The sequence below is a fragment of the Micrococcus sp. iso_239 genome, from assembly GCF_056173395.1.
This window is the reverse complement of sequence record NZ_CM149672.1, coordinates 1,124,036-1,147,363: the sequence shown is the minus strand read 5'-3', so window position 1 is coordinate 1,147,363 and position 23,328 is coordinate 1,124,036. Positions and strand designations below refer to the sequence as shown.

Genomic DNA, 23,328 nt, shown 5'->3' with positions numbered 1-23,328 from the left:
ACGATAGGGGGCGGGCCCGCCCTCGGTGGAGGGCGGGCCCGCGTGGCGTCGGAAGATGAGACGGAGGACTCAGCCGAGGACGAGGCCGCGGTCGTCCGGGTCCACGGGGTGCGGCAGTCGGGACCAGCGCTCGAGCGACTCGTCGACCTCCTGCGCGCACGCACGCCCCTCGGCGATGGCCCAGACCACCAGGGAGGCGCCGCGCCCGGCGTCGCCGCACGCGAACACGCCCGGCTCGTCGGTCTCGTACCCGTCCTTCCGGGCCACGAGCCCGCGTGTCACGTGCACGCCGAGCTGCTGCGTGAGCAGCCCCTCCTCGATGCCGGTGAAGCCCAGCGCCAGCAGCACCAGGTCTGCCTGGACCTCGCGCTCGGTGCCCGCCTTGGGCCCGCGCGTGCCGTCCTCGCGGTACTCGGTCTCCGCCACGCGCAGGGCGCGCACGCGGCCGTGCTCGTCGCCGAGGAACTCGACCGTGGAGGCAAGGTGCGCGCGGGCGCCGCCCTCGGCGTCGGCCGTGGTCTGCTGGTGGACCTTGGGGATCGTGGGCCACGGCTGGTGGACGGGGCGCTCGACCGGCAGCTGCTGGCCGATCGCCAGCGTCGTCACGGACGCCGCCCCCTGGCGGTGCGCGGTGCCGATGCAGTCCGCGCCCGTGTCGCCGCCGCCGAGGATCACCACGTGGCGCCCCTCGGCGGAGATCTGGTCCGGGACCTCGTCGCCGGCGACCGCGCGGTTGGACTGCACGAGGTAGTCCATGGCGAGGTGGATCCCGTCGAGGCCGCGGCCGGGGACGGGCAGCTCGCGGGCCACGGGGGCGCCGGTCGCCACGATCACGGCGTCGAAGCGGGCCTTGAGCTGGTCCCAGGGCAGGTCGACGCCGATCTCCACGCCGGTGCGGAACCGGGTGCCCTCGGCCTCCATCTGCGCCAGGCGCCGGTCCAGGACGTCCTTCTCCAGCTTGAAGTCCGGGATGCCCAGCCGCAGCAGGCCGCCGAGGCGCTCGTCGCGCTCGTAGACCACCACGGTGAAGCCGGCGCGGGTGAGCTGCTGCGCCGCGGCCAGTCCCGCCGGGCCCGAGCCGACGACGGCCACGGTGTGGCCGTTCAGGCGGGCCGGCACGACCGGCTCGAGCCAGTCGTTGTCGAAGATCTGCTCCGCGATCGCCACCTCGGTCTGCTTGATGGTGACCGCGGGCTGGTTGATGCCCAGGGTGCAGGAGTCCTCGCACGGGGCGGGGCAGATCCGCCCGGTGACCTCGGGGAAGTTGTTGGTCGAGTGCAGTCGCGCGGCGGCCTCGTCCCAGCGTCTCCGCCGGACCAGGTCGTTCCACTCCGGGATGAGGTTGCCCAGCGGGCACCCGGAGTGGCAGAACGGGATGCCGCAGTCCATGCACCGGCCGGCCTGGGTGCGCACGATCGCCTCGTCCTGGCGGACGTACACGTCCTTGAAGTCCATGATGCGCACCGGCACCGGACGCGTGGGGCGCTCGACGCGCTCCCGGTTCTTCAGGAATCCGCGCGGATCAGCCACGGGTCACCTCCAGCAGTCGGTCCCAGACGGCCTCCCCGTCCGGGTCGAGTCCCTCGGCCGTCGCGGCCTGACGGGTGCGCAGCACGAGGTCGTACTGCCGGGGCAGGACGGTCGTGAAGCGGTCCCACGCGGCGTCGGCGGCGTCCCCGCCGGCCCGCAGGTCGGCGAGCAGCGCGGCGGCGACGGCGGAGCCCGTCTCCGCGCGGTGCAGCTCCAGCAGCTCGGCGATCCGCAGCCGGTCCTGCGCGGACGGCGCCTCGAGGATCAGGGCGTCCTCGCGGACGGCGAGTGGGTTCAGGTCCTCCCGGTCCAGGTCCAGCACCCAGGCCCGCCCGCCGGACATGCCGGCGGCGAGGTTGCGGCCGGTCTCGCCGAGGATCAGCGCCTCACCGCCGGTCATGTACTCCAGGCCGTGGTCGCCGATGCCCTCGGCCACCGCGGTGGCGCCGGAGTTGCGCACGAGGAACCGCTCCCCCACGCGGCCGCGCAGGAACAGCTGGCCCGAGGTGGCGCCGTAGCCGATCACGTTGCCGGCCACGGTGTTCTCCTCGGCCACGAACGGGGCCTCGGCGTCGGGGCGGACGATCACGCGTCCCCCCGACAGGCCCTTGCCGACGTAGTCGTTGGCGTCGCCCGAGAGCCGCAGGGTGACGCCGGCGGGCAGGAAGGCGCCGAGGGACTGGCCGGCCTCGCCCGTCAGGCGCACGGTGATCGTGTCGTCGTCCAGCTCGTCGGCGAGCCGCGTGCTCGTGACGTGGTAGCCCAGCAGCGTGCCCACGGACCGGTCCGTGTTCACGACGGCCTCGTCCATCACGACGGGCGTGCCCGTCGTGAGCGTGTCCCCCAGCCGGGCGATGAACCGGTGGTCGATGTGGGAGGCGAGGTCGTGGTCCTGCTCGGTGGTGCGGCGCATGGGCGCGTCCTCGTGGCCCGGACGCCGGCCGACGGAGGGGTCCGCGAGGATGCCCGAGAGGTCCAGGCCCTCGGACTTCCAGTGGTGCAGGGCCGCGTCCACGTCGAGCAGCTCGCGGTGGCCGATCGCCTCGTCGAGCGTGCGGAAGCCCAGCTGCGAGAGCAGCTCGCGGACCTCCTGCGCGATGAACTCGAAGAAGTTGACGACGAACTCGGGCTTGCCCGTGAAGCGCGCGCGCAGCTCGGGGTTCTGGGTGGCCACGCCCACGGGGCACGTGTCCAGGTGGCACACGCGCATCATGATGCAGCCGGAGACCACGAGCGGGGCGGTCGCGAAGCCGAACTCCTCGGCCCCGAGCAGTGCGGCGATCACGACGTCCCGGCCGGTCTTGAGCTGCCCGTCCACCTGGACGGTGACGCGCTCGCGCAGGCCGTTGAGCATGAGCGTCTGCTGCGCCTCGGCCAGGCCGATCTCCCACGGGGTGCCCGCGTGCTTGAGGGAGTTCAGCGGGGAGGCGCCCGTTCCGCCGTCGTGGCCGGAGATGAGCACGACGTCGGCGCGCGCCTTGGCGACGCCCGCGGCCACCGTGCCCACGCCGGACTCGGAGACGAGCTTGACGTGGACCCGCGCGGTCGGGTTGGCCCGCTTGAGGTCGTGGATCAGCTGCGCCAGGTCCTCGATCGAGTAGATGTCGTGGTGCGGCGGCGGCGACACCAGGGAGACGCCCGGGGTCGAGTGCCGCGTGCGGGCGACCCACGGGTACACCTTGGTCCCCATCAGCTGGCCGCCCTCGCCGGGTTTGGCGCCCTGGGCCATCTTGATCTGCAGGTCGGTCGCGGTGGCCAGGTACAGGCTGGTGACGCCGAACCGGCCCGAGGCGATCTGCTTGATCTTCGAGCGGCGCTCCGGGTCCAGCAGGCGCTCGGGGTCCTCGCCGCCCTCGCCCGAGTTCGAGCGGGCGCCGAGGCGGTTCATGGCGATCGCGAGGGTCTCGTGCGCCTCCTGCGAGATGGAGCCGTAGGACATCGCGCCGGTGGAGAAGCGGCGCACGATCGACTCGACGGGCTCCACCTCGGAGACGGGCACCGGCGGCCGCTCGCCCGTGCGCAGGCGCATGAGCCCGCGCAGGGTCATGAGCTCCTCCGCCTGGTCGTCCACGCGACGCGTGTAGTCCTTGAAGACGTCGTAGCGCCGCTCCCGCGTGGAGTGCTGGAGGCGGAACACGGTCTCGGGGTTGAACAGGTGCGGCGCGCCCTCGCGCCGCCACTGGTACTCGCCGCCCACCTCGAGCTCGCGGTACGGGTTGATGTCGTTGCCGTCCGGCGGATACGCGAACTCGTGGCGCGCCTGGATCTCGGCGGCGACGACGTCGATGCCCACGCCGTCGAGCGGGCTCGTGGTGCCCACGAAGTAGCGGTCCACGAAGCGCCGGGACAGGCCGAGCGCCTCGAACGTCTGGGCGCCGGTGTAGGAGGCGACCGTGGAGATGCCCATTTTGGACATGATCTTCTGGACGCCCTTGCCGAGCGCCTTGATCAGGTTCGCCACGGCCTGCTCGGCGGTGACGCCCGAGACCTCTCCCGTGCGCACGAGCTCCTCGGCGGACTCCATGGCCAGGTACGGGTTGACCGCGGAGGCCCCGTAGCCGAGCAGGACGGCCACATGGTGGACCTCGCGCACGTCGCCCGCCTCGACGATCAGCGAGCTCTTGGTGCGGTTGGCCGAGGCCAGCAGGTGGTGGTGCACGGCGGAGGTCAGCAGCAGGGACGGGATCGGCGCCCACTGGGCGGTGGCGCCGCGGTCGGACAGCACCACGTACTCCACGCCGCGGTTGACGGCGGCCGAGACCTGCTCGCAGATCGCCTTCAGCTGGGCGCGGAGCTCCTCGACGCCTCCGGCCACCCGGTACACGCCGTTCACCTTGAGGGTCAGGCGGGTGCCGTCGGCGTCGCGCAGGTGCTGGATGCGGGCCAGCTGGTCGTTGTCGATCACGGGGAACGGGACGTCGACCTGGCGGGTGCGCACCTGCTCGAGGGAGAGCACGTTGCCCTGCGGGCCGATCGCGGTGCGCATCGAGGTCACCTGCTCCTCGCGGATCGCGTCGAGCGGCGGGTTCGTCACCTGGGCGAAGGACTGCACGAAGTAGTCGAAGAGCAGCCGGGGCCGCTTGGCGAGGACGGCGATGGGCGTGTCCGTGCCCATCGCACCGAGCGGCTCGGCGCCCGTCTGGGCCATCGGCCCGACGAGGATGCGCAGCTCCTCCGAGGTGTACCCGAAGATGCGCTGACGCTGCAGGATCGACTCGGAGGTGTGGCGGACGTGCTCGCGCTCGGGGAGCGACTCCAGGTCCAGGAGGTTCTGGCGCACCCAGTCCTCCCACGGCTGGGCGGAGGCGACCTCGGCCTTGATCTCGTCGTCGCCGATGATCCGGCCCTGCTCGGTGTCCACGAGGAACATGCGCCCCGGGGCCACGCGCCCCTTGCGCACCACCGCCGAGGGCTCGATCGGCACGACGCCGACCTCGGAGGCCAGGACGACGAGGCCGTCGTCGGTGACCCACCAGCGGGCGGGGCGCAGGCCGTTGCGGTCCAGCACGGCGCCCACCTGGGTGCCGTCGGAGAAGGCGACGGCGGCCGGTCCGTCCCAGGGCTCCATGAGCATGGAGTGGTACTGGTAGAAGGCGCGGCGGGCCGGGTCCATGGTCGCGTGGTTCTCCCACGCCTCCGGGATCATCATCATGATCGCCTGGGTGAGCGGGCGCCCGGAGAGCATGAGCAGCTCCGCGACCTCGTCGAAGGAGGCCGAGTCCGAGCCGATGGGGCTGATCAGCGGGAACAGGTCCTCGGGGACCTCGCCGAGCATCGGGTGCTTGAGCTGGCCCTGACGGGCGCGCATCCAGTTGCGGTTGCCCTTGACCGTGTTGATCTCGCCGTTGTGCGCGATGGTGCGGAACGGCTGGGCCAGCGGCCACGAGGGGAAGGTGTTGGTGGAGAACCGCGAGTGGACCACGCCCAGCCGGGTGGTGAACCGCTCGTCGGAGAGGTCCGGGTAGAACGGCTCCAGCTGGGCCGTCGTCAGCATGCCCTTGTAGACGATCGTCTGGGACGAGAGCGAGGGGAAATAGACGCCGGCGCGGGACTGGGCGCGGCGGCGCACCCGCCACGCCCGCACGTCCAGCGACTGCCCCGGCTCGGTGCCGTCCTGACCGTCCGCCAGGGACAGGAACAGCTGCTCGAACGCGGGCATGGCCGCCCGGGAGCCGACGCCCAGGGCCGAGGGGTCGGTGGGCACCTCGCGCCACGCCAGGACCTGCAGCCCCTCCTCCTCGGCCAGCCGCTCGACGGCCTCCTTCGCCTCGGCGCGCTCGCCGTCGACGGGCGGCAGGAAGGCGGTGCCGGCGACGTACTCGCCCACGGGGGGCAGCTCGGCGTCGACGACGGCACGGAACAGCTCGTCGGGGATCTGGGTCAGCAGGCCGGCGCCGTCGCCGGTGCCCTCGTCGGCGCCCACCGCCCCGCGGTGCTCGAGCGCGCGCAGGGCGGTCAGCGCGTGCTGGACGATGTCGTGGCCCGGGGTGCCCCGCAGGGTGGCGATGACGGCGAGGCCGCAGTTCTCGGTCTCCCGGGACGGGTCGTAGAGGCCCTGGGCGGCGGGGACGTCCGCATAGCGGACGAAGGGATCCACCGGTCCCCCCGCGCGGGGGGCCGAGGCGGGCGAGGATGCCACGGGCATGGTGCCGTCCTTTCCGGAGAGCAGGGGCTCGGACGGGGACGGCGCTGGCCCCGACGCTCGGGGCCGACGGCCCCGAGGTGGAAGAGACGCTACCGGGCGCGACGTCCCACTGTGCGGAACCGGACGTTCTGTGACACGCCGAATGTCCACCATGTGGGACACCGGGGCCCCGGGCGCCCCTCGCGGGCGCGCCGGGGAGCGGGTCAGCGCCGGACGGCGTCGTCCTCCGCCGCGCCCACGGCGTGGGACCCGGAGCGGCCCGCGGCGACGGCGGCGCCGTCGTCGCCCTCGGGGGCGTGTCCGGCGCGCCACACGCTCTGGTGGGCGTGGGGGCCGGCGGCCGCGCCGCGATGGCGCAGCAGGATCCCGACGATGAACGCGAGGGCGATGACGAACACCAGCAGGGACGTCCACACGTTGAGCCGCTGGGTGACGCCGAAGAGCGTGACCATCTCGGCGTCGTCGATGCGCAGCATCTCGATCCACGTGCGGCCCGCGGTGTACCAGGCGACGTAGGACCACAGCATGAGGCCGTGGCGCAGGTGCAGCGCGCGGTCCACGAGGAGCAGCAGCGCGACCCCGGCCAGGTTCCACAGGCACTCGTAGAGGAACGTGGGGTGGAACAGCGTGTCCGGGGCGTAGCCGGCCGGGAAGTTCGGGCTGGCCGGGTCGACCTCGAGCCCCCAGGGCAGGGTCGTCGGGCCGCCGAAGAGCTCCTGGTTGAACCAGTTGCCCCACCGGCCGATGGCCTGGGCCAGCAGGATGCCCGGCGCGACGACGTCGCCGAAGGCCGTCAGCCGCAGCCCGTAGCGGCGGCACGCGATCCACGCGCCCACGGCGCCGAGGGCGATCGCGCCCCAGATGCCCAGTCCACCGTTCCACACGTACAGGATCTGGATCGGGTCGCCCGTGCCGTCGAAGCCGGGCCCGAAGTACCGGTCCGGTGAGGAGAACACGTGGTAGAGCCGACCGCCCACGAAGCCGAACGGGATGGCCCACAGGGCGATGTCGAGCACACGGTCCTCGGGGCCGCCGCGGGCGCGCCACCGACGCTCGGCGAGCCACAGCGCCAGGACGATGCCCAGGATGATGCACAGCGCGTACGCGTGGATCTTCACCGGGCCCAGCTGGAACCCGTCCCACCCGGGGGCGGGGAAGGCGGCGAGCGGGGCCAGGGCGGCGGTCACCCTCAGCCCTCTCGGACCGTGCCGGCGGCGAGCTCGCGGGTCAGCGTGCCCACGGCCTGCGGCCCGCCGTCCGTCAGCGCGCGCACCAGGGCCGTGCCGACGATCGCGCCGTCGGCGTAGGCGCCGATCTCGCGGACGTGCGCCGCCTGGGAGACGCCGAGGCCGACGCACACGTGCTCCGCCCCGGCATCCTGAGCCCGGCGGACCACGGTCTCGGCGACGGTGGACACCGCGTCGCGGGTGCCGGTGACGCCCATGACCGACACGGCGTACACGAAGCCGCGGGAGGAGTCGACGGTGAGGCGCACCCGCTCGTCCGTGGACGAGGGCGCGGTGAGGAACACGCGGTCCAGGCCGTGACGGTCCGAGGCCTCCATCCAGGCGCCGGCCTCCTCGGGCACGAGGTCAGGGGTGACGAGACCGGCGCCCCCGGCCTCCGCGAGGCGGCGCGCGAACTCGTCGACGCCCATGCGGTCCACGAGGTTCCAGTAGGTCATCACCAGCACCGCGGCGTCGGTGCGCTGGGTCACCCGTCGGATGATGTCGAAGACGTCGGCCACGCGGAAACCCGCCTGCAGCGCCGTCTGGGTCGCGGCCTGGATCACGGGGCCGTCCATCACGGGGTCCGTGTAGGGCAGGCCCAGCTCGATGACGTCGGCGCCGTTCTCCGCGGCGGCGACGACGGCCTCGACGCACTCGTCCACGGACGGGTAGCCGGCCGGCAGGAAGGCGACGAGGCCGGTGCGGCCGGCCGCCTTCGCGGCGTCCAGGGCCGCGGCGGTCTTGGAGTGCACGGTCATGCCGGTCACTGCTCCTCTCCGGGGGTCATCTCCTCGAGCGGGTCCTTCTCCTCCGCGGCCGTGCCGAGGCCGAACCAGGCCGCCGCCGTGGCGACGTCCTTGTCCCCGCGGCCGGAGAGGTTCACGATGATGATCCGCTCCTCCCCCTCCGGGGCGTCCGGCCCCACGAGGCCCTCGTCCGCCCAGCGGCGGGCCAGGCGCAGCGCACCGGCCAGGGCGTGGGCCGACTCGATGGCGGGCGTGATGCCCTCGGTGCGCGTGAGCCGGAGGAAGGCGTCCATGCACTCGGTGTCCGAGACCGGCTCGTAGACGGCGCGGCCCGTGTCGTGCAGGAAGGCGTGCTCCGGGCCGACGGCCGGGTAGTCCAGGCCGGCGGAGATCGAGTGGGAGTCGATCGTCTGCCCGTCCTCGTCCTGCATCAGGTACGTGCGGGCGCCGTGCAGCACGCCGGTGCGTCCGAGCGTGATGGACGCGGCGTGGCGACCGGTCTCGAGGCCCTCGCCCCCGGCCTCGAAGCCGTAGAGCTCCACCTCAGGGTCGTCGAGGAAGCCGTGGAACAGGCCCATCGCGTTGGACCCGCCGCCCACGCACGCCGCGACGGCGTCCGGCAGGCGGCCGGCCTGCGCCAGGATCTGCTCGCGGGCCTCTTCGCCGATCACGGAGTGGAAGTAGCGCACCATGGCGGGGAACGGGTGCGGGCCCGTGACCGTGCCCATCAGGTAATGCGTGTTGTCCACGGAGGCGACCCAGTCCCGCAGGGCCTCATTGATCGCGTCCTTCAGGGTGCGGGCGCCGATCGCCACGGGCACCACCTCGGCGCCGAGCATCTGCATGCGCGCCACGTTCAGGGCCTGGCGGCGGGTGTCCTCCTCCCCCATGTACACGGTGCACTCCATGCCGAACAGCGCGGCCGCCGTCGCCGTGGCCACGCCGTGCTGGCCGGCGCCGGTCTCCGCGATCAGACGCGTCTTGCCCATGCGACGGGCGAGCAGCGCCTGGCCGATCACGTTGTTGATCTTGTGCGAGCCGGTGTGGTTGAGGTCCTCGCGCTTGAGGAAGATGCGCACCCCGGGGGTGTCCGCGGCGAACCGCGGCACCTCGCTCAGCAGGGAGGGCCGGTTCACGTAGTCCCGGAACAGGGTCCGCAGCTCGGCCTCGAAGGCGGGGTCCTGCCGCGCCTGCTCGTAGGTGCGGGTGAGCTCCTGCAGCGCGGCCATGAGGGACTCGGGCATCCACTGCCCGCCGTAGTCGCCGAAGTAGGGTCCGGCCTGACCCTGATAGGGCCCCTCGAACTCGATCGCGGGCTCGGTGCTCGGACGGTCGGCGCTCATGGCGACCACGCTCCTCGGGTCTGGTTCGGTCAGCGGACGGTGAGGGACGCGGCGCGGAACGCGCGCAGCGCCTCCTCGGGGGCGCCGTGGCGCACGAGGGCCTCGCCCACGAGCACGACGTCGGCGCCCGCGGCGGCGTAGGCCTTGATCTGCTCCTCGGACTCGACGCCCGACTCGGCGACCCGGACGACGTCCTCGGGCAGCCCGTCGGCCAGCGCTGCGTAGCGGGCCGGGTCGACGTCCAGGGTCTTGAGGTTGCGCACGTTGACGCCGAGGATGCGGGCGCCGGCGGCGACGCCGCGCTCGATCTCCTCGGGCGTGTGGGCCTCCACGAGGGCGTGCATGCCCAGGGACTCGGTGAGCTGCAGGAAGCCGGCCAGCTCGGCGTCGTCGAGGGCGGCCACGATCAGCAGGACCAGGTCGGCCCCGTGGGCGCGGGCCTCGTGGATCTGGTACTCGGTGACGGTGAAGTCCTTGCGCAGGACCGGCAGATCGACGGCGGCGCGCACGGCGTCCAGGTCGGCCAGGCTGCCGCCGAAGCGGCGGGCCTCGGTGAGCACGGAGACGGCGCTGGCGCCGCCGCGCTCGTACGCGCGGGCCAGGGTGGCCGGCTCGGGGATCTCGGCGAGCGCGCCCTTGGAGGGGCTCGCCCGCTTCACCTCGGAGATCACCCGGATCCCCGCGGGGTCGGTGCGTCCGCCGTGCAGGGCCGCGTGGGCGTCACGCGGCGCGGGGGCGGCGGCCACCAGCTCGGCCAGGCGCGCCTCGGGCAGGGCACGGCGACGTGGCTCGAGGTCCTCGCGGACGCCGTCGATGATCTCCTGGAGGACGGACACGCGGATCAGTGACCGTGCTGGCCGCGACCCGCGCCGGCCTTGCCGGCGACGATGCCCACGACGACGCCCACGGCCATCAGGGCGAGCCCGATCCACACGACGACGCTCCAGTCGGCGAGCAGGCCGACGCAGCCGGCCACGAAGCCGACGAGCACGAGCGCCACCATGGCCCACGCGCCGGGCGAGTTGCCGTGGCCCGGCAGCTCGAGGTGGGTCGGGTCGTTGAGCACCAGGCCGTCCTCGGTGACGACGACGTCCTCGACGGCGCCGCGGCGGGCGGCGCGACGGGTGGTGGGCTCGGTGTGCGCGGTGTTCGCGGTGTGGCTCATGGCTGTCCCTCACTGGTGCGTGGTGTACATGACGACTGTCCCTCATTGTGCCATGCGGGCACGGGACCGGGCCCGCGTGACCCGGGACGACCCGGGCGGTGCGGGGCGGTCCGAGAGACGGGCGCTCACGTGGGGTCGTTGCCGCGGGACAGCTCGTCCCACGCGTCCATCTGGTCCACGCGCCGGCGCTGGGCCGCCTCGCGGGCGGACTGCGCGGGCTGCTCCCCGGCGGCGGCCGGGCCGGGCTCGGAGGCCGCAGGCGCCTTCTCGTAGCGCCGGGACGAACGCCAGCCACGGCCCGCCAGTGCCGCCACGACGCCGCACAGCGCCGCGAGCACGCCGCCGGCCGCCGCGACCCACGGCCACGCCGTCACGGCGTAGTCCTGCGCGAGCGCAGTGGTCCCGGTCGCGTCGGCGACCGCGGCGGCCGCCGTCGTCGCCGGATCCAGGGCGGCGGTGACCGAGGTCGAGGCGATCACGACCCCAGCCAGCGCCATGAGCACGCCGACGATCACGGCGCCGAGGCGCCGGGCGGTGGTCAGGGCGAGGGCACCGGCCATCACGACCAGGGCCATGGCGGTGGCGACGGGCGCGGCGGCGCCGCCCGACGTCGTCGCCTCGGAGGCGATCCCGCCGGACAGGCCCGTGGCGGTCACCCAGGTGCGGCCCGCCGTGAGCAGCACGAGCCCGCCGGCGGCCAGCGCGGCGAGGACCACGGTGCGGCGGCGCATCACGCCTGCCCCAGCTCGCCCGCGGTCAGCACGGACCGCAGCGGCGCCGTCGCCTTGGTGACGGTCTCGGCGGTCTCGGCGTCGGGATCGGAGTCGGCGACGATGCCGGCGCCGGCCTGCACGTGCGCCTGGCCGCGGTGCAGCGTGGCCGAGCGGATGTTGATCGCCATGTCCATGTTGCCCGCCAGGTCGAAGTAGCCGACGACGCCGCCGTAGGGCCCGCGCTCGGTCGGCTCCCACTCGTCCAGCAGCTGCAGGGCGCGGGGCTTCGGGGCGCCGGACAGCGTGCCGGCGGGGAAGGCGGCGCGGAGGACGTCGAGCGCGTCGACATCGTCGCGCATGCGGCCCTCCACGTGGGAGACCAGGTGGAGGATGTGGCTGAACGCCTCGAGCTCCATGAACTGGGTGACCTCGACGGTGCCGGGGCGGCACACGCGCGAGAGGTCGTTGCGGGAGAGGTCCACGAGCATGAGGTGTTCGGCCCGCTCCTTCTCGTCCTCCAGCAGGTCCTTGCCGAGGAGGCGGTCGTCCTCCGCGGTGGCCCCGCGCCGCCGTGAGCCGGCGATCGGATGGGTGACCACGCGGCGGTCCCGCACGGTGACGAGCGCCTCGGGCGAGGAGCCCACGATCTCGTACGGCTCCCCGTCCGGGGTCTCGAAGGAGAAGAGGTACATGTAGGGGCTCGGGTTCACCATGCGCAGGACGCGGTACACGTCCAGACCGGTGGCGTCCGTGGTGACCGAGAGGCGGCGGGAGACGACGGCCTGGAACACCTCGCCGTCGCGGATCGCCCGCTGGGCCTTCCCGACGGCCTCCCGGAAGCCTTCGGCGCCCCACCGGTCCTCGGCCTGGGCGGCGACCTCGTCCGCGTCCGCCTCGAGCCAGCGGCGCGGGACGTCGCTGACCGGGTCCGCGGCCGGGGCGGTCAGGCGCTCGACCATGGCGTCCAGACGGGCGAGCGCGTCGTCGTAGGCGCGGTCCGCGCCGGTGGCCAGGCCGTTGCCGTTCACCGCGTTGGCGATCAGCGTCACGGTGCCGTCCAGGGCGTCGTGCACGGCCAGGTCGGTGACGAGGTTCATCGCGAGGTCGGGCAGGCCGAGGTGGTCCTCGGGCGGGTGCGGCAGGCGCTCCCACGCGCGGACCGTGTTCCACCCCAGGAAGCCGGCCATGCCGGAGACGAGATGCGGCAGGACGCCTCCGACCTCGGCGCGCACGTCCGTGCTCAGCAGGCGCAGGCACGCCGCGAGCACGTCCAGGGCGCGGCCCTGCGTGGGCAGCCCCTCGGGCGGGGTGCCCTGCCAGTGCGCCTCGCCGTCCCGCGAGGTCAGGGTGACGGCGGAGCCGGCCCCGATGAAGCTGTACCGGGACCACGCCGCGCCCGGGGTGGCGGACTCCATCAGGAAGGTGCCGGGGCGGGAGCCGGCCAGGCGCCGATGGATCGCCAGCGGCGTGAGGCCGTCCGCCAGCACCGTGCGGACCACGGGGATCACGCGGGCGGTGTCCGCCAGACGCAGGAACTCCGCACGGGAGGGAGTGGTGGCGGCGGTCATCGGGCGGCCTCCTCAGGGTCGACGGCGGCCGGCGGCATGACGAGCTCGCGGCCGGTGAAGCAGGTGCGGGTGCCCGTGTGGCAGGCGGGGCCGGTCTGGTCCACGGTGAGCAGCAGGGTGTCGCCGTCGCAGTCCGCGTGGACCGCGCGCACCCGCTGCAGGTGGCCCGAGGTCTCCCCCTTGCGCCACAGCTCGCCGCGCGAGCGGGACCAGTAGGTGGCCCAGCCGGTCTCGAGCGTCGCGCGCAGGGACTCCGCGTTCATCCACGCCATCATGAGCACCTCGCCGGTGCCCTCCTGCTGGGCGATGGCGGGCACCAGGCCCCGGTCGTCGAAGGTCACGGAGGCCACGAGGTCGTCGGGCGGGGAGATGCTCATGGAGGTCCAGTCTAGGGAGCCGGAGCGGGGCGTGGCCGCCGGGGTCAGCGGACGGTGTGCCCCGCCTGCCGCAGGGCGTCCTTGACGCGGGCGAGCATGTCGTCCGGGCCGAAGTGGAACAGGGAGGCGGCGAGCACCGCGTCCGCACCGGCCGCGACGGCGGGTGGGAAGTGCTCGGGCTCGCCGGCGCCGCCGGAGGCGATCAGCGGCACGCGCGTCACGGCGCGCACGTCCCGGATCATCTCCAGGTCGAAGCCCTCGCGCGTGCCGTCCGCGTCGATCGAGTTGAGCAGGATCTCCCCCACCCCGCGCTCGGAGGCCTCCCGGCACCAGGCGACGGTGTCGATGCCGGTGCCCCGGCGGCCGCCGTGGGTGGTGACCTCATAGCCGGAAGCGCATCCCGGGTCCTCCGTGCGCCGGGCGTCGAGGGAGAGCACGAGGACCTGGGACCCGAAGCGCCGGGTGATCTCCGTGATCACCTCGGGCCGGGCCACGGCCGCGGTGTTGACGGAGACCTTGTCCGCCCCCGTGCGCAGCAGCCGGTCCACGTCCTCGACGGTGCGCACGCCGCCGCCCACGGTCAGCGGGATGAAGACCTCCTCTGCCGTGCGGGTCACGACGTCGTAGGTCGTGGCGCGGTCCGAGGTGGAGGCGGTGACGTCGAGGAACGTGATCTCGTCGGCGCCCGCGGCGTTGTAGCGGCGAGCGAGCTCGACCGGGTCGCCCGCGTCCCTCAGGTTCTCGAAGTTCACGCCCTTGACCACGCGCCCGGCGTCCACGTCCAGGCAGGGGATGACACGCACGGCGAGGCTCACGTCGGCTCCTTCGTCTCGGGGGGCTCGGGCGGGACGGCGCGGGCCGTCAGAGGCGGATCGCGTGGATCGCGGAGATCAGGATGCCGCGGGCGCCCAGGGCGTACAGCTCGTCCATGACGCGGTTGGCGTCCGGCTTGCGGACCATGGAGCGCACGGCGACCATCGTCTCGTCCCGCAGCGGGGAGACCGTCGGTGACTCCAGCCCCGGGGTGACCGCGGTGGCCGCCTCCAGCAGGTCACGACGGATGTCGTAGTCGATCATGACCCAGCGGCGGGCCACGAGCACGCCCTTGAGGCGGCGCAGCAGCACGTCGAGGCCCTCGGGGCGCTCCCCCGCGCGGCCGATCAGCACGGCCTCCGAGTCGAGGATGGGCTCGCCGAAGACCTCCATGCCGGCGGCGCGCAGGGTGCTGCCGGTCTCCACGACGTCGGCGATCGCGTCCGCCACGCCGAGCTTGACGGAGGACTCCACGGCGCCGTCGAGGTGCACCACCGTGGCGTCCAGGCCGGTGCGGGCCAGGTAGTCGGAGAGCAGGCCGTCGTAGCTCGTGGCGATGCGCTTGCCGGCGAGCTGCTCGGCGGAGGTGAAGGAGCCGACGGGGGCGGCGAGACGGAACACGGAGCGGCCGAAGCCGAGCGCCATGATCTCCTCGGCGGTGTCCCCCACCTGCGCGTCGCAGAACAGGTCGCGGCCGGTCAGGCCGACGTCGAGGGTGCCCTGGCCGACGTAGACGGCGATGTCCCGGGGACGCAGGTAGAAGAACTCGACGTTGTTCTCGGGGTCCACGAGGACGAGCTCGCGGGAGTCCCGGCGTTGCCGGTAGCCGGCCTCGGTCAGGATCTCGCGGGCGGACTCGGACAGGGCGCCCTTGTTGGGCACGGCGATGCGCAGCACGCGTCGGTCTCCTCGGGGTGCGGTGGGGCGGGCGGGGAACGGGGCCGGCGGCCTCAGAGGTGGCGGTAGACGTCCTCGAGGCTGATGCCGCGGGCGATCATCATGGTCTGCACGTGGTACAGCAGCTGCGAGATCTCCTCGGCGGCGGCCTCATCCGACTCGTACTCGGCGGCCATCCAGACCTCGGCCGCCTCCTCGACGACCTTCTTGCCGATCGCATGGACGCCGGCGTCGATCTGGGCCACGGTGCCGGAGCCCTCGGGGCGCTCCTGCACCTTGCGCGTCAGTTCCGCGTACAGCTCGTCGAAGGTCTTCACGGGACCACCCTAGCGACCCTGCCCCTCCAGCCCAGACCGGAGTCGGTCATTGTGACGTACGGGACGGCGGGGTCTTCGCCACGCGCTGCACCTACGGGCCCACGTGGGACGTGCCGGCCGCTCAGCGTCCTCCCCCTCCCATGTCTGCACGTTCCTTCACTCCCATCGGGGCACGCGCGCGAGGCGGCCGTGGACGTGGGGATGACGGGCTGAACGTGCCCGTCCGGTCCGCACGCATGGCCCGGGCGACCTCCGACAGGTGGGCACGACACGCTCGTTTCTGACCCCAGCGACGACACCGCTCCTTGCACACCTGAGACACCACCAGGTCGATCACTGCCCCGAACCCCGCCCGGGCCCACCGCACCAGATCTCTTCCGCGACGCACACATCCATCTCGTCGACTGTCCACGCGTCCGGGCCTCGGGTCCAGGCCCTGGAGGTCACCGGCGGGCGGCGCGGCCGCGCCCACGTCGCCGACGGAGAACAGGAATGATGCGGCGAGAGGATCTGGGGGTAGCCGTCGTGGCCCTCCTCCCCTTCCCGGACGAGGAGCAGAGCCCCGCGCTCGGACCCGCGAACTGGAGCATGACCCACCACGATGAAGGCGACCCATCCCGTCCCGCACACCGAGTGAGCGCCCGGTTGCAGCGAGCGCAGAAGATCCTCTCCCGCTGGCGGGTGGCCACGGGCAATGCGGTGGAAGGCATGGAATGGGAGCGGGATCCCGGTGATGCGCAGCTCGTGGAGATGGCTCGGCTGCCCAGCAGTGCCGAGCTGCCCAGCGCTGGAGCCTGGCTTCCGGGGCTGGAGATCCTCATGGGCCTTCGTCGCAGACCTGGTGCCGGGCCCCCTCAACCACCGGCTCGCCACGTGCTCGTTCTATCGGGAGAAGGCTTCGGCGCCCGTCCCCTCGGCGCGTCGCCATGCTCGCCCTGACGTGAGCCGACGTTCGTGGGTGCGGGGCGTCGGCCGACTCCCACGGGGGTGGCCTCACACGCACCCGACGGTCTGTCCCACCACGTCTCAAACCCTCCAACACTTCTGTCCAACAGCTCGGTTTGGGACCGTTTCTGACGTGATGCTCTCGTGGGCGGACGGGGCGTGTAAAGGGGTATACCCGGCTGGACATCCTGGCGGGCAGATGCCCGATGTCGGCGGCGAGGCCACACCCCACCTTGCCCTGCGACCGGTTACCGGTGGTAATGTGCCGCCATTATTCATTCGACCCCTTATGGAGCCCCTGAATACATGAGCGACGGCCCAGCCGCCTGCCCTGGTGACAGTCCGAGCGTCACCCCCACCCCACCCCGCAGCTGGCGGGGTCGCCTGCACCTCGTGGGGAGGTGACTCAGGCATGGATCCAGTCCTGACACTGATCCTCGGATCCCTCATCATCCTGGCGATCATCGCCGCCAACGGCTTCTTCGTGGCCCAGGAATTCGCGTACATGTCTGTAGACCGCGTCCGCCTGCAGACCGCCGCCAAGGCCGGCGACCGCGCCGCCGCCCGCGCACTGCAGGTCACTCGCCGCACCTCCTTCATGCTCTCCGGCGCGCAGCTGGGGATCACGGTCACAGGCCTCATGGTGGGCTACGTGGCAGAGCCGATGGTGGGTGCGGCCCTGACCGAGTTGCTCGGCGGCACCGCACTGCCTTCTGAAGTGGTCATCGCCATCTCCACGCTGGGCGTACTGGTGGTGGCCACCCTGGTGCAGATGATCATCGGCGAGCTGTACCCCAAGAATTTGGCCATCGCCAACCCCGAGCCCCTGGCCCGCGCTCTGGCCCGGCCCACACAGATCTACCTCGGCCTGTTCGGCTGGCTCATCTGGGTCTTCGACAAGGCGGCCGAGGTGCTGCTCAAGCTCCTGCGCATCGAGCCAGTGCACGACGTCGACAGCACCGCCTCCGCCGAGGACCTGGACCGCATTGCCCTGGACTCCAGAGCTTCCGGATCCTTGCCCGCGGAGGTCTCCGTCCTGATCGACCGGGTGCTGGACTTCCCAGACCAGGACGTGCAGCACGCGATGGTGCCCCGCTCGCGTGTGGACGAGGTTCAGCCCCAGACCTCCCTGGCTCAGGTGCGCGACCTGATGGCCACCGGCCACACCCGCTACCCGGTGATCTCGAACGAACACGAACCGCTCGGGGTAGTCCACCTCACCGACCTGCTCGGTGAGACCCGGATGGCCCCGGACACCCCCGTGTCCGCCCTGATGCGCCCTGCACTGGTGCTGCCCACGATGATGTCCCTGCCCGACGCAGCCCGGGAGCTCGACGGCTCAGGGCAGCAGATGGCGTGCATCGTGGACGAGTTCGGCGGCTTCGTCGGCGTGCTCACAGTGGAAGACCTCGCGGAGGAGCTCGTGGGCGAGCTCACGGACGAGCACGACCTGCACCCCCAGGAGGAGATCACCGCCACAGGCCTGCACTCCTGGGTCCTGAGCGCAGAGGCCCACCTGGACGAGCTCGAGCGCCTCGTCGGGCACCCCCTGCCCGTGACCGAGGCCGAGTCCGCCGCCGGTCTGACCATCGACGCTCTGGGCCGTCTGCCCCGGGAAGGCGAGGTCATCACGATCGACCTGCCCGAGGACCCACGAGACTTCGGGGCTGAGGAGGTCTACGACCGCCACCTGCAGGTCGAGGTCCTCTCCATCCAACGCAGGGTCCCAGCTCGACTGCGGATCCACCTCATCGAGGTGCCCCGCTCTGACACCGCCGGCAGCCATGCCGCCCACGAGGCCCAGCCCGACGCCACCACGGACGAGGAGCGATGATGCACGGTCCACTGATCGTCATGCTCGTGACCACAGCGCTGATCGTGCTCAGCGCGATCTTCGTCATCATGGAGTTCTCCCTGCTGGGCGCCCGCCGGCACCGACTGGAGGCCGAGGCAGGACGCAGCCGCGCCGCGCGGGCCGCTCTCAAGGGAGTCGACGAGCTGACCCTCATGCTCGCCGCAGCCCAGTTGGGCATCACCTTGTGCACCTTCGCCCTGGGGGCGATCACCAAGCCGGCCGTCGACGCATGGCTCGGCCCCGTCCTGGAGGACTGGGGCATCCCCGCAGCGGCAGCCGGAACCGCCTCCTTCGTCCTGTCCTTGCTGGCCGTGACCTTCCTTCACCTGGTCATCGGGGAGATGGCCCCCAAGTCCTGGGCCATTGCCCACCCCGAGACCGCAGCCAAAGCCGTGGCCGTGCCCGCACGCGCCTTCGTCTGGACCGTTCGCCCCCTGCTGCTGCTGGCCAACCGGCTGGCCAACCGCCTGGTGACCCTCAGCGGCGTCACCCCCGTGGACCAAGCCGCCGTGGGCGGCTACGACGCAGCGGCCATTCGTCAGCTGGTTGAGCACTCCGCCGCCGCCGGCACCCTGGACCGGCAGAACCATGAAGCCTTGGCCGGTGCCCTGGACCTTCAGACCCTCACTCTCGGGGACCTCCTCCCCCAGGGTCAGCACCCGGTCAAGGTCGCCCCCGACGCCGACGTCGAGGCGGTCCAGAATGCCGCTGCGTGCTCAGGGCACTTGCGTATCCTGGTCCAGCCGGACCATACCCCTGAGAGCGTTCCGGGCGTCGTCCACGTGCGGGACACCCTCACGATGGAGCCTTCTGCGCCAATCCAGCCGCTTATCCAGCAGGCTCTGACGCTGCCCTCCACCACACCGTTGCACGAAGCACTTGCCTCCATGCGCCGCAACAGCCGCCAGCTGGCCGCAGTGACCCAGGACAACCGGTTCACTGGGGTCGTCACCCTCACCGACGTCTTGCGCGGAGTGTTGCCCCGCGCGGCTTGAGTCCACACCTCGGCAACACCACCGCGGGGGCCGCTGAAACGGCCCCCGCGGTGGTGTGGACAAAGAATCAGAATCGGCACAGTGGCCTCGCCCCCCATTCCGGCCTCAATGGGCTCAGTCATGCTCCGACTCACGGGCGTGTAACGGCTAAATCGGTCGTTTGTGGCGGCTGCTCGGTGTGCCGCCCGGTGTCATGTGTGGCTTGCGCCGCTATATGGCGGGGTTCTGTCGGAGCTCAGTGGCGGCCTCCAAGCACGCGGGCAAGAGGGCGCTGCGAGTGAGGCTCACGTTCCGCAAGCCGATCCTTCACCGGGACAGCGGCCGACGGCAGGCCGGAGGAATAGGCGTCGCGATAGGGTGCACCCCGCGCAACAGAACCGTTGCGAAAGGTCTAACACCCCAACGCAACAGAGTGGGCCGCCATGCGCTGCCACGGGCCCGTGAACTTCGGTGTCACAGGTAGCGGCAGACATCCTCGGGGGAGCACATGGCCGGGTCGCCGGCGGCGGCGTCCTCGCGCAGGTCGGCGATCGTGGTGCGTAGCTGCGCGAGCTCGGCGAGTTGCCGGTCGATCACATCAAGGCGGGTGTCGAGCAGGTCGGTGACGTGCCGGCAGGGGGCCTGCCCCCGGTCGCGGATGTCCAGCACCTGACCGATCTGGGCCAGGGTCAGCCCGGCCGCTTGCCCCCGGCGGATGAAGTCCAGCCGGTCGAGCACCTCGGCGCCGTAGTCCCGGTAGCCCGCCGGGGTGCGGTCCGCGGCGGGTAGCAGCCCGACCTCCTCGTAGTACCGCAGGGTCTTGCTCGTCGTGCCCGACGCCCGAGCCACCTCACCGATCCGCATGCCACTCATTCTCCCCCTTGACCTTCCAGTGCACTGGAAGGTCGATCCTGAGGGCGATGAAGGAGGAGTTCATGACGGCAACGGCTAACAGCAGGTCGTATGACCTGGCAATGATCGGGTCCGGTGGGGCGGCGTTCGCGGCCGCGATCCGCGCCACCAACCTCGGCAGACGGGTGGTGATGATCGAGCGTGGCACCGTCGGCGGTACCTGCGTGAACACCGGGTGCGTGCCCTCCAAGGCCTTGCTCGCGACCGCCGAGGCCCGCCACGTCACACTCGACGCCTCCCGGTTCCCCGGGCTGCCGCTCCCCGAAGTCCGGCCGGTCGACATGCCCGCCTTGATCGCCGGCAAGGATCGGCTCGTCGGGTCACTGCGTGGCGAGAAGTACCTGGACCTGGCCACCGAGTACGGATGGGATCTCCACCCCGGGGACGCCACGTTCGTCGGCACACCCAGCGAGCCGGCACTGCGCGTCACCGGCCCTGACGGCACGGTGGAGACGGTCCGGGCCGCGCACTACCTCATCGCCACCGGCTCCAGGCCCTGGGCGCCGCCGGTCCCCGGCCTGCAGGAGGCCGGTTACCTGACCTCGACCACCGCGATGGAACTGGACCACGTCCCGGAGTCGCTGCTGGTCATCGGCGGCGGCTACGTCGCGATGGAGCAGGCCCAGCTCTTCGCTCGGCTCGGCGTCCGGGTCACCATGCTGGTCCGCTCACGGCTGGCGTCCCAGGAAGAACCCGAGGCGTCCACCGCCCTGGATGAGATCTTCACGGACGAAGGCATCCAGATCATCCGCGGCGCGGTGCCCAGCGCGGTCCGCCGCGACCCGGCCACCGGCGAGGTCACGGTCACTGCCACCACCACTGACGGCTCACAGGAACTCCGGGCGGCCGAGGTACTCGTCGCCACCGGGCGCCGCCCGGTCACCGCCACGCTCGGTCTCGACACCGTCGACGTGCGCACCGGCGACCACGGCGAGGTGGTCGTCGACAGCCATCTGCGCAGCACCAACCCGCGCGTCTGGGCTGCCGGTGACGTCACCGCCCACCGTCAGTTCGTGTACGTCGCCGCGGCCCACGGCGCCCTCGTCGCCGACAACGCCCTCACCGGCGCCGGCCTCGAGGTCGACTACCGCCACCTGCTCCGGGTCGTGTTCACCAGCCCCGCCCTGGCCGCCGTCGGGATGACCGAACGGCAGGCCTCCGCTGCCGGGATCCGCTACGACAGCCGTGTCCTGTCACTCGCGCACGTCCCACGCGCGATCGTCAACCGCGACACCTGCGGGTTCATCAAGATGGTCACCGACGCCGACACCGGCCGCATCATCGGCATTACCGCCCTGGCCCAGGACGCCGGCGACCTCGCCGCCGCCGGGGTCTACATGCTCGAGGCCGGCATGACCACCAGCCAGGTCGCCAACCTCTGGAGCCCCTACCTGACCATGGCCGAAGGCCTCAAGCTCACCGCGCAGGCCTTCACCACCGACATCGCCAAGCTCTCCTGCTGCGCGGCGTGAACCTGCCCCGCACACAGGGACACCGATAGGGGACCGCCTCGCCCCGGGGCGCGAGACAAGAAAATGGGCGCCGATCAGCCCTACTTACTGGCACCCCTGCGTATCGGACCTGCAACCACCGGGGAGTTCAGTCGATGCAAGAACTCCCGTCCCAGGCCTATATCTGGACGTCTTCACGACCTCTACGTGCTCGACCCGACGAGGACAGCACTGGACGACGCGATGACCGCCTTGCGGCGCCGCCATGAGGCCGCGGTCCGTTTGGGCCGCGTCACCGCACCACCATGACCACGATCGTCACCACGTAAGCCGCGGCGACCAGACCGATCCCCAGCAGGGTGAGCACCACCCCGCGCCGGGCCGGCCGCTGGCCCTCGTCCGGCCCGGGGCCCTTGCCGTGCTTCGCGGCCATCGCGCGCTCCTAAGACGTTGCTCAAGCATGTGCGGCTCTCGCGAGCGGGCTTCCGTGCCGAGTGCTACCAGCTCAGGTCGTGACAGCCGTCGCTGCCGGCGCCCTCCACCTGCAAGGTGGCATGGGCGATACCGTAACGGTCGTGCAGCACCCGGCGCGCGCCGGCAAGCACGGCGCCGTGGTCCGCGCCCTGGTCAGCGACCAGGTGGGCCGTGGCCACGTTCATCCCCGACGTCAGGGTCCACAGGTGCAGGTCGTGGACCTCCTCCACCCCCTCGACCGCGTCCAGGTCACCGGCGACGTCCTCCGGGTCCACCCCTTCCGGGGCGTGCTGGCCCAGCACCGCGATCACCTGCCTGCCCAGAACCACCGCCCGGATGATGACGAAGACCGCGATGAGCGCCGCGACCACGACGTCCCAGATCGGCTGGCCGGTGAGAATGATCAGCACGCCGGCGACCATGACACCCACCGACCCGGCGGCGTCGGCGATCACCTCGTAGTAGGCGCCCTTGACGTTCAGGCTGTCCTTGGCCCCGCTGCGCAGCAGCAGCATGGAGATGATGTTGATCACCAGGCCGGCGAAGCCGACCGCGAGCATGGCGCCGGAGGCCACCTCCGGCGCGTCGCCCAGCCGGCTGATGGCCTCGACCACCACGTACACCCCGACCGCGAGCATCGCCAGCACCGCCAACGCCGAGGCGAACACCTCGGCCCGGTAGGAGCCATAGGTGCGTCGCCCCGTGGAGTCCGGCCGGCTCGCGATGCGCGTCGCCAGCAGCGCCGCACCCAGCACCACCACATCGGCAGCCATGTGCCCGGCATCCGACAGCAGCGCCAACGACCCCGACACCAGCCCCGCGACCAGCTCGATCAGGAAGAAGCCCGCCGTCAGGGCGAACGCCCCCGCCAGCCGCCGACGGTAGCGGCCACCGGCATGCCCGGTCGCCGGGGCATGGCTGTGTCCCGCCCCCATCAGCCCTGCCCCTCGTGGCGGGCGTGCTCACGGGAGACGTCCAGCAGCATCCGCACATGCCCGTCAGCGAGGCGGTAGTACACCATCCGCCCCTCCCGGCGGTTCTCGACCACCCCAGCGGAACGCAGCACCCGCAGCACCTGGGACACCGACGCCTCCGCGACATCGACCGACGCCGCCAGGTCACACACGCACAGCTCGCCGGCCTCCAGCAACGCATACAGCACCCGGGCACGGCGCGGGTCCCCCAGGAGCTTGAACAGCCCGGCCAACCTGCCGGCCTCGCGCTCGTCGGGGATCCTCTCCCGGGTCAGCGCCACCTTCTCCGGATGGACGGCGGTGACCTGACACGAATCCAACGGCGTCACACTCATGCCACGACCATACACCTATGCAGATGTGCAGATATCAGCAGCGGGAGCCACACACGAGAGGTCAG

At 72.2% G+C, this 23,328-nt stretch carries 20 protein-coding genes; 3 read left to right on the top strand and 17 right to left on the bottom strand.

Annotated elements, in window-relative coordinates; translation table 11 throughout:
* Positions 1-69: 69 nt before the first annotated feature.
* The 13 genes from AC0VX2_RS05380 to AC0VX2_RS05320 all read right to left on the bottom strand — a co-directional run bounded on the left by AC0VX2_RS05380 (position 70) and on the right by AC0VX2_RS05320 (position 15,343).
* Positions 70-1,530, bottom strand: a complete 1,461-nt coding sequence (locus AC0VX2_RS05380) for a glutamate synthase subunit beta (protein ID WP_020624213.1) — start codon at positions 1,528-1,530, stop codon at positions 70-72.
* Entirely contained in the window at positions 1,523-6,175 is a 4,653-nt protein-coding gene (gene gltB / locus AC0VX2_RS05375; protein ID WP_049147614.1) for a glutamate synthase large subunit, read from the bottom strand. The genes AC0VX2_RS05380 and gltB overlap by 8 nt, the downstream gene beginning before the upstream one ends.
* 203 nt (positions 6,176-6,378) lie before the next feature.
* Complete coding sequence (lgt, locus tag AC0VX2_RS05370; protein WP_010078757.1) at positions 6,379-7,362, bottom strand: prolipoprotein diacylglyceryl transferase; 984 nt, start codon at positions 7,360-7,362, stop codon at positions 6,379-6,381.
* Between the two features lie 2 nt (positions 7,363-7,364).
* Positions 7,365-8,171 (bottom strand): tryptophan synthase subunit alpha, encoded by an 807-nt coding sequence (gene trpA / locus AC0VX2_RS05365; protein WP_073116851.1) that lies wholly within the window; start codon positions 8,169-8,171, stop codon positions 7,365-7,367.
* A complete protein-coding gene (trpB, locus tag AC0VX2_RS05360; RefSeq protein WP_122054299.1) occupies positions 8,168-9,493 on the bottom strand; it encodes a tryptophan synthase subunit beta in 1,326 nt (441 codons plus the stop codon). Before trpB ends, trpA begins: the two co-directional genes overlap by 4 nt.
* A 29-nt stretch (positions 9,494-9,522) precedes the next feature.
* Entirely contained in the window at positions 9,523-10,329 is an 807-nt protein-coding gene (gene trpC / locus AC0VX2_RS05355; RefSeq protein ID WP_049146874.1) for an indole-3-glycerol phosphate synthase TrpC, read from the bottom strand.
* A gap of 5 nt (positions 10,330-10,334) precedes the next feature.
* The gene (locus AC0VX2_RS05350) at positions 10,335-10,658 is read right to left on the bottom strand and encodes an HGxxPAAW family protein (RefSeq protein WP_010078761.1); all 324 of its coding nucleotides are present in this window, start codon (positions 10,656-10,658) and stop codon (positions 10,335-10,337) included.
* A gap of 125 nt (positions 10,659-10,783) precedes the next feature.
* Complete coding sequence (locus AC0VX2_RS05345) at positions 10,784-11,389, bottom strand: Trp biosynthesis-associated membrane protein (protein WP_044658968.1); 606 nt, start codon at positions 11,387-11,389, stop codon at positions 10,784-10,786.
* Complete coding sequence (locus AC0VX2_RS05340; protein WP_049146872.1) at positions 11,389-12,939, bottom strand: chorismate-binding protein; 1,551 nt, start codon at positions 12,937-12,939, stop codon at positions 11,389-11,391. The genes AC0VX2_RS05345 and AC0VX2_RS05340 overlap by 1 nt, the downstream gene beginning before the upstream one ends.
* Positions 12,936-13,316 (bottom strand): phosphoribosyl-AMP cyclohydrolase, encoded by a 381-nt coding sequence (gene hisI, locus AC0VX2_RS05335; protein WP_010078764.1) that lies wholly within the window; start codon positions 13,314-13,316, stop codon positions 12,936-12,938. Before hisI ends, AC0VX2_RS05340 begins: the two co-directional genes overlap by 4 nt.
* A gap of 44 nt (positions 13,317-13,360) precedes the next feature.
* A complete protein-coding gene (hisF, locus tag AC0VX2_RS05330; protein ID WP_049146869.1) occupies positions 13,361-14,131 on the bottom strand; it encodes an imidazole glycerol phosphate synthase subunit HisF in 771 nt (256 codons plus the stop codon).
* Between the two features lie 46 nt (positions 14,132-14,177).
* Positions 14,178-15,026 carry an ATP phosphoribosyltransferase gene (hisG, locus tag AC0VX2_RS05325; protein WP_036315380.1) on the bottom strand — a complete coding sequence of 283 codons (849 nt, stop codon included), beginning with the start codon at positions 15,024-15,026 and terminating at the stop codon, positions 14,178-14,180.
* 53 nt (positions 15,027-15,079) lie between these two features.
* Positions 15,080-15,343, bottom strand: a complete 264-nt coding sequence (locus AC0VX2_RS05320; protein ID WP_010078767.1) for a phosphoribosyl-ATP diphosphatase — start codon at positions 15,341-15,343, stop codon at positions 15,080-15,082.
* Positions 15,344-16,700: 1,357 nt separating this feature from the next.
* On the opposite strand from AC0VX2_RS05320, the gene AC0VX2_RS05315 reads away from it, so the two are divergent.
* Together AC0VX2_RS05315 and AC0VX2_RS05310 are read left to right on the top strand one after the other, a co-directional pair.
* Positions 16,701-18,122: a hemolysin family protein gene (locus AC0VX2_RS05315; RefSeq protein WP_036337238.1), complete on the top strand. Its 1,422-nt coding sequence runs from the start codon at positions 16,701-16,703 to the stop codon at positions 18,120-18,122.
* Positions 18,122-19,138, top strand: a complete 1,017-nt coding sequence (locus AC0VX2_RS05310) for a CNNM domain-containing protein (protein WP_036337237.1) — start codon at positions 18,122-18,124, stop codon at positions 19,136-19,138. Before AC0VX2_RS05315 ends, AC0VX2_RS05310 begins: the two co-directional genes overlap by 1 nt.
* Positions 19,139-19,591: 453 nt before the next feature.
* Here AC0VX2_RS05310 and AC0VX2_RS05305 read toward each other — a convergent pair whose 3' ends face one another.
* Positions 19,592-19,981, bottom strand: a complete 390-nt coding sequence (locus AC0VX2_RS05305) for a heavy metal-responsive transcriptional regulator (protein ID WP_101966230.1) — start codon at positions 19,979-19,981, stop codon at positions 19,592-19,594.
* A 71-nt stretch (positions 19,982-20,052) separates the two neighbouring features.
* On the opposite strand from AC0VX2_RS05305, the gene merA reads away from it, so the two are divergent.
* Positions 20,053-21,501, top strand: coding sequence for a mercury(II) reductase (gene merA / locus AC0VX2_RS05300; RefSeq protein WP_371441091.1), 1,449 nt, complete (start codon positions 20,053-20,055; stop codon positions 21,499-21,501).
* A 271-nt stretch (positions 21,502-21,772) separates the two neighbouring features.
* Here merA and AC0VX2_RS05295 read toward each other — a convergent pair whose 3' ends face one another.
* The 3 genes from AC0VX2_RS05295 to AC0VX2_RS05285 all read right to left on the bottom strand — a co-directional run bounded on the left by AC0VX2_RS05295 (position 21,773) and on the right by AC0VX2_RS05285 (position 23,263).
* Positions 21,773-21,913: a hypothetical protein gene (locus tag AC0VX2_RS05295; protein ID WP_165381393.1), complete on the bottom strand. Its 141-nt coding sequence runs from the start codon at positions 21,911-21,913 to the stop codon at positions 21,773-21,775.
* Between the two features lie 64 nt (positions 21,914-21,977).
* On the bottom strand, positions 21,978-22,889 hold the full coding sequence (locus AC0VX2_RS05290; RefSeq protein WP_044659924.1) for a cation diffusion facilitator family transporter: 912 nt from the start codon (positions 22,887-22,889) through the stop codon (positions 21,978-21,980).
* Positions 22,889-23,263: an ArsR/SmtB family transcription factor gene (locus tag AC0VX2_RS05285; protein WP_041103922.1), complete on the bottom strand. Its 375-nt coding sequence runs from the start codon at positions 23,261-23,263 to the stop codon at positions 22,889-22,891. Before AC0VX2_RS05285 ends, AC0VX2_RS05290 begins: the two co-directional genes overlap by 1 nt.
* Between the last annotated feature and the right edge of the window lie 65 nt (positions 23,264-23,328).

What these genes read in the sequence shown, in the direction of transcription:
- gltB (WP_049147614.1), bottom strand. Translation starts at nt 6,175, where the DNA reads ATGCCCGTGGCATCCTCGCCCGCCTCGGCCCCCCGCGCGGGGGGACCG.
- AC0VX2_RS05305 (WP_101966230.1), bottom strand. Translation starts at nt 19,981, where the DNA reads ATGCGGATCGGTGAGGTGGCTCGGGCGTCGGGCACGACGAGCAAGACC.
- AC0VX2_RS05345 (WP_044658968.1), bottom strand. Translation starts at nt 11,389, where the DNA reads ATGCGCCGCCGCACCGTGGTCCTCGCCGCGCTGGCCGCCGGCGGGCTC.
- AC0VX2_RS05295 (WP_165381393.1), bottom strand. Translation starts at nt 21,913, where the DNA reads ATGGCCGCGAAGCACGGCAAGGGCCCCGGGCCGGACGAGGGCCAGCGG.
- AC0VX2_RS05310 (WP_036337237.1), top strand. Translation starts at nt 18,122, where the DNA reads ATGCACGGTCCACTGATCGTCATGCTCGTGACCACAGCGCTGATCGTG.
- AC0VX2_RS05350 (WP_010078761.1), bottom strand. Translation starts at nt 10,658, where the DNA reads ATGAGCCACACCGCGAACACCGCGCACACCGAGCCCACCACCCGTCGC.
- AC0VX2_RS05340 (WP_049146872.1), bottom strand. Translation starts at nt 12,939, where the DNA reads ATGACCGCCGCCACCACTCCCTCCCGTGCGGAGTTCCTGCGTCTGGCG.
- trpB (WP_122054299.1), bottom strand. Translation starts at nt 9,493, where the DNA reads ATGAGCGCCGACCGTCCGAGCACCGAGCCCGCGATCGAGTTCGAGGGG.
- AC0VX2_RS05290 (WP_044659924.1), bottom strand. Translation starts at nt 22,889, where the DNA reads ATGGGGGCGGGACACAGCCATGCCCCGGCGACCGGGCATGCCGGTGGC.
- AC0VX2_RS05285 (WP_041103922.1), bottom strand. Translation starts at nt 23,263, where the DNA reads ATGAGTGTGACGCCGTTGGATTCGTGTCAGGTCACCGCCGTCCATCCG.
- hisI (WP_010078764.1), bottom strand. Translation starts at nt 13,316, where the DNA reads ATGAGCATCTCCCCGCCCGACGACCTCGTGGCCTCCGTGACCTTCGAC.
- AC0VX2_RS05315 (WP_036337238.1), top strand. Translation starts at nt 16,701, where the DNA reads ATGGATCCAGTCCTGACACTGATCCTCGGATCCCTCATCATCCTGGCG.
- merA (WP_371441091.1), top strand. Translation starts at nt 20,053, where the DNA reads ATGACGGCAACGGCTAACAGCAGGTCGTATGACCTGGCAATGATCGGG.